Below are 9,197 nucleotides of genomic sequence, written 5' to 3' on the forward strand. Positions count from 1 at the left end.
GGACGAGCTGAAGCAGGCCGCCAAGCGGGCGCGCGAATCGCGCCGCAAGGCGCCGGCCGAGGAGTCCACGGCAGCACCACAGGCGCAGCAGGAATCACCGCCAGCGCAGCCGCACGACGGCGCCGACACCGTCGACTCGCTGCGCCAGCGTGTCACCGCCCTGACCGCCGAGAACGCTGCGCTGAAGCTGAAGATCGCCGACCTGCACGCCCAGCTGCGCGCCCACGCCGGCGAGGCCGACACCGCGCCGTTCTGATCCACGGTATAGTTTCCGCTGCAATGGATACACATATGTGTATCCATAACCGGAGACCCCGATGAACACCAAAGACGCCGGCATGCGGATCCGCATCGAGCGGGATCTGCGAGATGCCTTCGTGCAGGCCTGCCAGTCGCAGGGCCTGGCGGCCGCCGAAGTGCTGCGCGACTTCATGCGCAGCTTCGCGGCCAAGCACTCCGCCGAGCAGGCGCAGCTGTTTGGGCAGTCCAAGCCCGAACGGCCGTGAAGGAGCCGGCCATGATCGTGCTGAAGGACACCCAGGCGAAGTTGCTCGGCGCGCTGCAGGCCGTCTGCGGCATCGTCGAGCGGCGGCACACCCTGCCCGTGCTCGCCAACGTGCTGATCCGCAAGAGCGGCCCGTCGATCGCGCTGATCACCTCGGACCTCGACATCGAGGTCGGCCACGCGGTCGAACTGGGCGGCGATGCCGGCGAGTTCGCCACCACCGTGTCGGCGCGCAAGCTGATCGACATCCTGAAGGCGATGCCGCCCGACCAGATCGTCACGCTGACCGCCGAACCCGGCCGCCTGCGGCTGCAGGGCGGGCGCAGCCGCTTCACGCTGCACACGCTGCCGGCCGAGCAGTTCCCGCTGGTCGCGCGGGCGCCGCATGCCACCACGCTGCGCCTGCCGCAGCACGTGCTGAAGTCGCTGGTCGACCAGGTGAGCTTCGCGATGGCGGCGCACGACATCCGCTACTTCCTGAACGGCGTGCTGTTCAACACCGACGGCCGTCTCGTGCGGCTCGTCGCGACCGACGGCAACCGGCTCGCGCTGGCCGAGGCAACGGTCGACGCCGAACTGCCGGCACAGCAGGTGATCCTGCCGCGCAAGGCGGTGCACGAGCTGCAGCGCCACCTGCTCGACGACCAGGGCGACGGCAGCGCCGGCGTCGAGATCCGGCTCGCGCCCGCACAGGCCAGCTTCGAGCTCAACGGCATCAGCTTCATCACCAAGCTGATCGAGGGCCGCTACCCCGACTTCAACCGCGCGATCCCGAAGGCCAACCCGCATGCCGTGACGCTCGGCCGCGCCGCGCTGCTCGAATGCCTGCAGCGCGCCTCGCTGATGACCAGCGACAAGTTCCGCGGCATCCGGCTGAGCCTCGCGCCGGGTGCGCTGCGCATCGTCTCGAGCAACGCCGAGCGCGAGGAGGCCGACGAAGACATCGATGTCGACTACGGCGGCGCGCCCCTCGAGATCGGCTTCAACGTGACCTACCTGACCGAGGTGCTCGGCGAGACCGACGCCGAGATGGTGACGATGGCGCTGCAGGATGCCGCCTCGGCGGTGTTGTTCACCTTTCCCGAGCGCAGCGACTTCAAGTACGTGGTCAGCCCGATGCGGCTCTGACGTGAAGACTCCGACGTGAATCGGGCCCTTCCGATCAATAGTTTTTCTCCATCGACTTGATTCAGTCAATTAATCCCGCAAATGCTGCAGTGCGGTCAAAATTCGTCCCGCTAGTTCGTTTTTCTACCCACAGAGCACCAAGGAAATCACCCGATGTCGCTGATCAACACCCAAGTCCAACCGTTCAAGGTCGAAGCCTTCCACAACGGCAAGTTCATCGAAGTCACCGAAGCGAGCCTGAAGGGCAAGTGGTCGACGCTGATCTTCATGCCGGCCGCCTTCACCTTCAACTGCCCGACCGAAGTCGAAGACGCTGCCGACAACTACGCCGAATTCCAGAAGCTGGGCACCGAGGTCTACATCGTCACGACCGACACCCACTTCGCGCACAAGGTGTGGCACGAGACCTCGCCGGCCGTCGGCAAGGCCAAGTTCCCGCTGATCGGCGACCCGACGCACAAGCTGACGCGCGCATTCGGCGTGCACATCGAGGAAGAAGGCCTGGCGCTGCGCGGCACCTTCGTGATCAACCCCGATGGCGTCATCAAGACCGTCGAAGTGCACGACAACGCGATCGCGCGTGACGTGAAGGAAACCCTGCGCAAGCTGAAGGCCGCGCAGTACGTTGCCAAGAACCCTGGCCAGGTCTGCCCGGCCAAGTGGAACGAAGGCGCCGCCACGCTGACGCCGTCGCTCGACCTCGTCGGCAAGATCTAAGACCTCTCTCTCGCTTTTTCCCTGTTCTGCCGCTCTGCGGCCCCGCCTTCGGGCGGGGTCCTGGGCGGAGCTTTCCCCGGCTTTCCCGAATAACACGAAACAAAGGACGATCACCATGTTGGACGCCACCCTCCAGGCCCAGCTCAAGGGCTACCTGCAACGCCTGACGCAGCCGGTTGAACTGGTGGCGTCGCTCGATGACCGTCCCGCTTCGCGCGAGATGCGCGAGCTGCTCGAGGAGATCGCCGGCCTGAGCGAGCTGGTGAGCCTGCGCCTGGACGGCACCGACACGCGCCGCCCCTCGTTCAACATCAGCCGTGCCGGTGCCGGGATGGGCGTGCGCTTCGCCGCGATCCCGATGGGCCATGAGTTCACGTCGCTGGTGCTGGCGCTGCTGCAGGCCGGCGGCCACCCGCCGAAGGTCGAGGCCGAAGTGATCGAGCAGATCAAGTCGCTGACCCGCGAGGATGGCGGCGACTTCGTGTTCGAGACCTACATGTCGCTGACCTGCCACAACTGCCCCGACGTCGTGCAGGCGCTGAACCTGATGGCGGTGCTGAACCCGCGCATCAAGCACGTCGCGATCGACGGCGGCCTGTTCCAGGACGAAGTGGAAGGCCGCCAGATCATGGCCGTRCCGACCGTCTACCTGAACGGCGAGGTGTTCGGCTCGGGCCGCATGGAGGTCTCGGAGATCCTGACCAAGGTCGACACCGGTGCTTCGGCGCGCGTGGCGGCCAAGCTGGGCCAGAAGGACGCGTTCGACGTGCTGATCGTCGGCGGCGGCCCGGCCGGCGCGGCGGCGGCCGTGTATGCGGCGCGCAAGGGCATCCGCACCGGCATCGTCGCCGAGCGCTTCGGCGGCCAGACGCTGGACACGCTGGGCATCGAGAACTACGTGTCGATCCTCGAGACGCAGGGCCCGAAGTTCGCGGCCGCGCTGGAAGCGCATGCGCGCGTCTACGAGGTCGACATCATGAACGGCCAGCGCGTCGCGGCGCTGGAGCCGGCCGCGCAACCGGGCGGCGAGATCACCGTGACGCTGGAGAACGGCGCGGCGTTGAAGAGCCGCAGCGTGATCCTCTCGACCGGCGCGCGCTGGCGCAACGTGAACGTGCCTGGCGAGGCCGAGTACAAGAACAAGGGCGTGGCCTACTGCCCGCACTGCGACGGCCCGCTGTTCAAGGGCAAGCCGGTCGCGGTGATCGGCGGCGGCAACTCGGGCGTCGARGCGGCGATYGACCTGGCCGGCATCGTGGCGCACGTCACCGTGGTGGAGTTCGCCGACGCGCTGAAGGCCGATGCGGTGCTCGTGAAGAAGCTGCACAGCCTGCCGAACGTGACGGTGCACACCAACGCGCAGACGACCGAGATCACCGGCGACGGGCAGAAGGTCAATGGCCTGGTCTTCAAGGACCGCGCGACGGGTGCCGAGCACCGCGTGGAGCTGGCCGGCGTGTTCGTGCAGATCGGCCTGGTGCCCAACACCGAGTTCCTGAAGGGCACGCTGGAGCTGAGCAAGTACGGCGAGATCATCGTCGACGCGCGCGGCGCGACGAACCAGCCGGGCGTGTTCGCAGCCGGCGATGCGACGACGGTGCCGTTCAAGCAGATCATCATCGCCGCGGGCGATGGGGCGAAGGCGGCGCTGTCGGCGTTCGATCACCTGATCCGCACGCCGGTGGCGGCCTGAGCGACCTGAGCGAGTTGCGCAGCATTCCCGGATTTCGCTGCGCTGCATCCGGGCTACGGCATTCGTAGCCCGGGTGACAACCCGGGAAGCGGCCTCTCAAGGGCAGAATGCCCGCCGATGATCCACCTCACCCGACTCACGATCCAGCGCGCCCGGGCCGAGCGGCTGCCGCAGATCGCCGGCAGCCTCACCTTCACGACCGTGCTGTCGGTGGTGCCGTTTCTCGCGGTGTGCTTTGCGCTCTTCACGCGCTTCCCGATGTTCAAGCGACTTGAGGACGCGATCGAGGAGCATCTGCTGCGCAGCCTGCTGCCCGAGGAGATCTCGCGCACCGTGCTGCGCTACCTGGCGCAGTTCGCGACCAACGCGAACGGGCTGACGCTGGTCGGCTCGCTGTTCCTGGTGGTCACCGCAGTGGCGCTGCTGCTGACCGTCGAGAACGCGCTGAACCAGATCTGGAAGGTGAAGAAGAACCGGCCGTTCCTGAAGCGCGTCGGCATGTACCTGCTGATGATCGGGTTCGGCCCGCCGCTGCTGGGCGTGAGCCTGTGGGCCACGTCGTACGCGGTGAGTGCCTCGGCCGGGCTGATCGAGACGCTGCCGCCGTGGGCCAAGTTCGGGCTGACGCTCGGGCCGGCGCTGATCGGCTCGATCGCGATGGCCGCCCTCTTCCACTTCATGCCGAACACCCGCGTGCGCAAGCGCGATGCGATCGTCGGTGGCCTGATCGCCGGCATCGCGTTCGAGCTGGGCAAGCGCGGCTTCGCGGCCTATGTGCTGAAGCTGCCGACCTACAAGACGGTGTACGGCACCTTCGCGGCGTTTCCGGTGTTCCTGCTGTGGGTGTACTTCTCGTGGCTGGTGACGTTGGCGGCGGCGTTGGTGACGTCGAACCTGGCGCGAGCACGGAAGCAGCCCGCGAACAGGAAGCCCGACAAGAAGCTGGCCAAGGCCTGATCAACCGCCGACCGGTTCCAGCGGCTTGCGCGCCCACAGCACCGACAGAAACTCCTCGCCGAACACCTCCGCGCCCGGCGGTGGCTTCAGCATGCGCCGTGTGCCCTGCACCTCGAGCCCGGTGGCCCAGATCGCACGCAGTTGTTCTTCGGTGTAGCCCAGGCCGCCGCCCAGCGTGCGGCGCTCGTAGACCTCGGCGTCCGTCAGCCCGCTGCCGCCTTCCGGCCGAAAGCACACCAGGCCGAACCAGCCGCCCGGACGCAGCGCCTCGCTGACCAGCCGCACATAGGTGTGCCGCCGATGCGGGGCCAGGTGGTGGAAGCAGCCGGAGTCGTAGACGAGGTCGAAGCTGCCTGCAGGCATGCCGAGCTCGAAGACCGACTTGCAGTGCCACTGCACCGCCACGCCGAATTCGTTCGCACGCTGCGTGGCCCAATCGATCGCCGCCTGCGCGTAGTCGACGCCTTCGACATCGAAGCCGCATCGGGCGAGGAAGCGCGCGTTGCGGCCGTTGCCGCAGCCGATGTCCAGCGCCCGCAGGCCGGGGGCTGCATGCGCATCGGCCCATTCGGCGAGGTTCTCGTCCGGTGCGTCGCCGAAGAACGGCACCGGCTTCTGGCGATCCGCGTAGAAGCCTTCCCACCAGTCGCCCGCGCGGCCGGCGAACCAGCCGTCGAGCATGGCCAGCACGGGCTCTTCGCCGCAGATCAGTTCATCGGCCATCGGCGAATGCGTCGGTGGCGGCCACCAGCTCCGACGTGATGCCAGGCTCCATCGACGAATGCCCGGCATCGGGCACCACGACCAGCTTGGCCGAGGGCCATGCATCGGCCAGCGCGAAGGCATAGCGCACCGGGCAGATCACGTCGTAGCGGCCGTGCACGATGGTGCAAGGCAGGTGGGCGATGCGCGGCACGCCGTCGAGCAGTTGGTTGGGCGTGAGGAAGGCTCCGTTGGCGAAGTAGTGCGCCTCGAGCCGCGCGAGGTTCAGCTCGAAGACGGCGTCCTCCGGCCGCAGCGGCTCGGCCGGCAGCGGGATGAGCCGCAGGCAGGCGCCTTCGTAGTGGCTCCAGGCGCGCGCGGCGGCGGCGTGCACGGCGGGGTCGGGGTCGCTCAGGCGGCGCTGGTAGGCCGCGAGCAGGTCACCGCGTTCCTCGGGCGGAATGGCGCCGGCGAACGCTTCCCACTCCTTCGGATAGAACTGCCGCATGCCGTGCAGCCACCACTGCTGCTCCTCGGTGCTGGCGAGCCAGATGCCGCGCAGGATCAGGCCGAGGCAGCGCTCGGGGTGCGCCTGCGCATAGGCCAGCGACAGCGTGGAGCCCCACGAGCCGCCGAACACCAGCCACTGCGCGATGCCCAGGTGCTCGCGCAGGCGCTCCAGGTCGGCGATCAGCAACGCGGTGGTGTTCTCGCGGCATTCGCCGGAGGGCGTGGACTTGCCGGCACCGCGCTGATCGAGCAGCACGATGTGGTAGCGGGCGGGATCGAAGAAGCCGCGGTCCTTCGCCGAAGTGCCGGCCCCGGGGCCGCCGTGCACGAAGATGACCGGGATGCCGGCGGGATTGCCGCTGCGCTCCCAGTAGAGCGAGTGCAGGTTGCCGGCTGGCAGGAACCCTGTTTCCAGGGGCTCGATGGGTGGGTAGTGGGTGCGCAGCGTCATGCGCGCTGACTTTAGGCGAAAACATCAGCGGCAGCGGCAAGGGCAACACGGCCGCAGCGGGTGGAACCGGTCGCCGGCGCGGCAGGGTTTGGCGGGCGGTGCCCCGCAATCGGGGCCGCAGTGCGGCAGCGCCAGCAGGTGATCGGCCCACTCGCCGCGCTCGGTGCGGGCGCGCAGGTGCGGCAGCTGGCCGGGCTCGCGCACGACATCGAGGTAGACCCACTGACGGCGCAGGCGATCGACCACGTAGTAGCGCTCGATGTCGCGGTCCATGCAGCGGATGGCCTGGGCGATGTCGATGCGCCATTTGAGCTGGCTGTGGCCGATGTGGGTGATGAGGTCGTGGTGCGGGGGGCGCGTGGACAGGGTGATGCAGTTGATCTCGTAGCCCTTCATGCCAGGTTTCCCTTCGTCTGCTTCCGATGCGGCTCTGAATGAAGCCCTTGAAGTTCAAAAAACAATCCAAAGACTTCACTTGGAATCCCAAAGTTAACACTTCGAAACCCAAAGATGGTGGAGGACTTGTGCAGACGCCGCAATCCTTCCCGGATGAAAAAGAGTCCCGGCAAGAAGCTGTCGTCCCGCGACGTGTTCGCACGCAACCTGCGCCGGGTGCGGCGCGCGCGGGAGATGTCGCAGGAAGCGCTCGGCCTGGAAGCGGGCATCGCACGCCCCTACGTCAGCAGCGTGGAACTCGGGCGCCGCAACATCTCGATCGACAACATGGGGCGCCTGGCCGATGCGCTGCGCGTGCCGTTGCGCGATCTGGTCGACCCCGACAAGTTCACCGACCTCGACGAGGCTTGAGGGACCTCGCGCGAGCGGTGTAAGAAGCCGCGCGCCGGGCGCGACGCATCCGGATCCTCACTCCTCATGGGAATCCGCATGTTCACTCGTCGCCAGTTCTCCACGCGTATCGCCGCCACGGTCGGGCTTGCTGCCACGGCGCGCCTTGCTTCGGCTCAATCTGCATCGGCGCCTTCGCCCACCATGGCCGCGCCAGCACCGGGCGTGCGCAACGTCGTGCTCGTGCACGGCGCGTATGCCGATGGGTCGTGCTGGTCCGACGTGATCGCGCTGCTGCAGCGCGCCGGGCTGCGCGCCACGGCGGTGCAGAACCCGCTTACGTCACTGGCCGACRACGTGGCGGCCACACAGCGCATCCTGGCGCTGCAAGACGGGCCGACGCTGCTGGTCGGCCACTCGTGGGCCGGCACGGTGATCAGCGAGGCTGGGGTCGATCCGAAGGTTGCGGGGCTGGTCTACGTGGCCGCGCGGGCGCCTGATGCGGGGGAAGACTACGGCGCGCTGGCCGCCAAGTTTCCGACGCCGCCGGCGAGCGCTGGGCTCGTCAAGTCGGGTGGGTTCGCGCAGCTGAGCGAAGAGGCGTTCTTGCGGGACTTTGCGGGGGATGTGCCAGCTGAGAAGGCGCGCGTGCTGTATGCGCTGCAGGGGCGCATTGCGGAGACGCTGTTTGCGTCACGCACCACGGTGGCCGCCTGGCGCAGCAAGCCGAGCTGGTATGCGGTGTCGACGCAGGATCGGACGACCTCGCCGGAATTGCAACGGTTCGTGGCTGCGCGGATGAAGGCGAAGACGATCGAGATCGCGTCGAGCCATGTGTCGTTGATCAGTCATCCGCGGGAGATTGCGGGGGTGATTCTTGAGGCCGCGAAGCAGGTGACTGTCGCAAGCTGAGTGGGCACGCGGAGAGCGTAGCCTCAAGGATCGAGTGGCCGCTTTGCAGCGGGTGCGGTCATGCAGCCAAACGGAATCGACGCCCGGAAGCGGTCACTCAACGTAGAGGTAACAGGAGCGACGCGTGAGGACGGCCAGGCCCTGCGGTCGATGGTGAACGAAGGCGGCTGCGCGACCCGGTTTGCATGCCGTGGCGGATCCGGTTGACCGACATGTTATGGCGCATTGGTGGTGCAGCTACTTGCTCTCGTTCCACTGTTCATTGGCGGTTGAATCGAGTACGGACTGAGCTATTTCTCCGTAGTCAAATCTCGCTGTCTGTAAAGTGGATAACTGAACTGCAAGTAGAGATACTTGGTGAACAGCGGTCGTTCCAGTTGAGCTCCCAGCAGCAATCGATGCTTGAGCACCTGCATATGCTGCAAGAGCAGCTGGCTTCCAGACGGCATTGAAGTTCTGTTCAATGTAGTCAGCGAGTGAGGTCTTGTTGTGCTGGTGCTTCCCGTTCCCAAGCCACTTGCCTGAGTTGGCCGCCACCCGACACATGGATTCGAAGGCAGCTACCAACCCGGCGGAAGAATGGTGACTTTCGGCTGTCACGTCCGTGCGGTTCTGGACTGCCGGAACTTGGGGGTACGTTCCCAGCGATTTCCAGTCTGGAGGCGCCATGACGCCCATACCAAAGATGCGCTCGATGTGGTCTCTAGCAGACTGGGTGGAAAACATTGCATGCAGCGGCTTGCCATTCAAGTTCAAGCTGCTTGGCGCGACGTGCGCGAAGTGATTATCCGCAGTGCCATGCACCTGCTGGAATTGAGCTCCCGTGCGTGTGATGA

Annotated in this window: 11 protein-coding genes and 1 pseudogene; 8 read left to right on the forward strand and 4 right to left on the reverse strand. The window is 66.7% G+C overall.

The genetic code is table 11. The features are described 5' to 3' along the window. The 6 genes and pseudogenes from AC1D12_RS15885 to AC1D12_RS15910 all read left to right on the forward strand — a co-directional run. Positions 1-256: pseudogene (locus AC1D12_RS15885) on the forward strand (plasmid replication/partition related protein); the annotation flags it as partial. A 61-nt stretch (positions 257-317) separates the two neighbouring features. Next, positions 318-506 carry a plasmid-related protein gene (locus AC1D12_RS15890; RefSeq protein WP_465112395.1) on the forward strand — a complete coding sequence of 63 codons (189 nt, stop codon included), beginning with the start codon at positions 318-320 and terminating at the stop codon, positions 504-506. Between the two features lie 11 nt (positions 507-517). After that, positions 518-1,633, forward strand: a complete 1,116-nt coding sequence (gene dnaN / locus AC1D12_RS15895) for a DNA polymerase III subunit beta (protein WP_477827749.1) — start codon at positions 518-520, stop codon at positions 1,631-1,633. A 153-nt stretch (positions 1,634-1,786) separates the two neighbouring features. Then, entirely contained in the window at positions 1,787-2,350 is a 564-nt protein-coding gene (gene ahpC / locus AC1D12_RS15900; RefSeq protein ID WP_047511617.1) for an alkyl hydroperoxide reductase subunit C, read from the forward strand. Positions 2,351-2,465: 115 nt separating this feature from the next. Then, a complete protein-coding gene (gene ahpF / locus AC1D12_RS15905) occupies positions 2,466-4,043 on the forward strand; it encodes an alkyl hydroperoxide reductase subunit F (protein WP_465112393.1) in 1,578 nt (525 codons plus the stop codon). Between the two features lie 117 nt (positions 4,044-4,160). Continuing rightward, positions 4,161-5,000: a YihY family inner membrane protein gene (locus AC1D12_RS15910; RefSeq protein ID WP_477827927.1), complete on the forward strand. Its 840-nt coding sequence runs from the start codon at positions 4,161-4,163 to the stop codon at positions 4,998-5,000. On the opposite strand, the gene AC1D12_RS15915 is transcribed toward AC1D12_RS15910, so the two are convergent. From AC1D12_RS15915 to AC1D12_RS15925, 3 genes are read right to left on the reverse strand one after another with little or no spacing between them, the layout of a single operon-like run. Then, entirely contained in the window at positions 5,001-5,723 is a 723-nt protein-coding gene (locus tag AC1D12_RS15915) for a class I SAM-dependent methyltransferase (RefSeq protein ID WP_477827928.1), read from the reverse strand. It lies immediately after the preceding gene. Then, positions 5,713-6,663, reverse strand: a complete 951-nt coding sequence (pip, locus tag AC1D12_RS15920) for a prolyl aminopeptidase (protein WP_477841435.1) — start codon at positions 6,661-6,663, stop codon at positions 5,713-5,715. Before pip ends, AC1D12_RS15915 begins: the two co-directional genes overlap by 11 nt. Before the next feature lie 24 nt (positions 6,664-6,687). Further along, complete coding sequence (locus tag AC1D12_RS15925) at positions 6,688-7,059, reverse strand: DUF3892 domain-containing protein (protein ID WP_477828962.1); 372 nt, start codon at positions 7,057-7,059, stop codon at positions 6,688-6,690. A 153-nt stretch (positions 7,060-7,212) separates the two neighbouring features. Between AC1D12_RS15925 and AC1D12_RS15930 the strand changes: the two genes are divergently transcribed. Together AC1D12_RS15930 and AC1D12_RS15935 are read left to right on the forward strand one after the other, a co-directional pair. Continuing rightward, positions 7,213-7,470: a helix-turn-helix transcriptional regulator gene (locus AC1D12_RS15930; protein ID WP_047511611.1), complete on the forward strand. Its 258-nt coding sequence runs from the start codon at positions 7,213-7,215 to the stop codon at positions 7,468-7,470. 78 nt (positions 7,471-7,548) lie between these two features. Beyond that, complete coding sequence (locus AC1D12_RS15935; RefSeq protein ID WP_477841437.1) at positions 7,549-8,361, forward strand: alpha/beta fold hydrolase; 813 nt, start codon at positions 7,549-7,551, stop codon at positions 8,359-8,361. A 237-nt stretch (positions 8,362-8,598) separates the two neighbouring features. Here the strand turns inward: AC1D12_RS15935 and AC1D12_RS15940 are convergent. Beyond that, the coding region (locus AC1D12_RS15940) for a hypothetical protein (protein ID WP_477841439.1) at positions 8,599-9,197 on the reverse strand (599 nt) is incomplete at its 5' end.

The organism is Rhizobacter sp. P1_G5, from assembly GCF_056405435.1.

Coding starts and splice junctions, on each gene's coding strand:
- AC1D12_RS15890 (WP_465112395.1), top strand. CDS start 318: ATGAACACCAAAGACGCCGGCATGCGGATCCGCATCGAGCGGGATCTG.
- dnaN (WP_477827749.1), top strand. CDS start 518: ATGATCGTGCTGAAGGACACCCAGGCGAAGTTGCTCGGCGCGCTGCAG.
- ahpC (WP_047511617.1), top strand. CDS start 1,787: ATGTCGCTGATCAACACCCAAGTCCAACCGTTCAAGGTCGAAGCCTTC.
- AC1D12_RS15910 (WP_477827927.1), top strand. CDS start 4,161: ATGATCCACCTCACCCGACTCACGATCCAGCGCGCCCGGGCCGAGCGG.
- AC1D12_RS15915 (WP_477827928.1), bottom strand. CDS start 5,723: ATGGCCGATGAACTGATCTGCGGCGAAGAGCCCGTGCTGGCCATGCTC.
- pip (WP_477841435.1), bottom strand. CDS start 6,663: ATGACGCTGCGCACCCACTACCCACCCATCGAGCCCCTGGAAACAGGG.
- AC1D12_RS15925 (WP_477828962.1), bottom strand. CDS start 7,059: ATGAAGGGCTACGAGATCAACTGCATCACCCTGTCCACGCGCCCCCCG.
- AC1D12_RS15930 (WP_047511611.1), top strand. CDS start 7,213: ATGAAAAAGAGTCCCGGCAAGAAGCTGTCGTCCCGCGACGTGTTCGCA.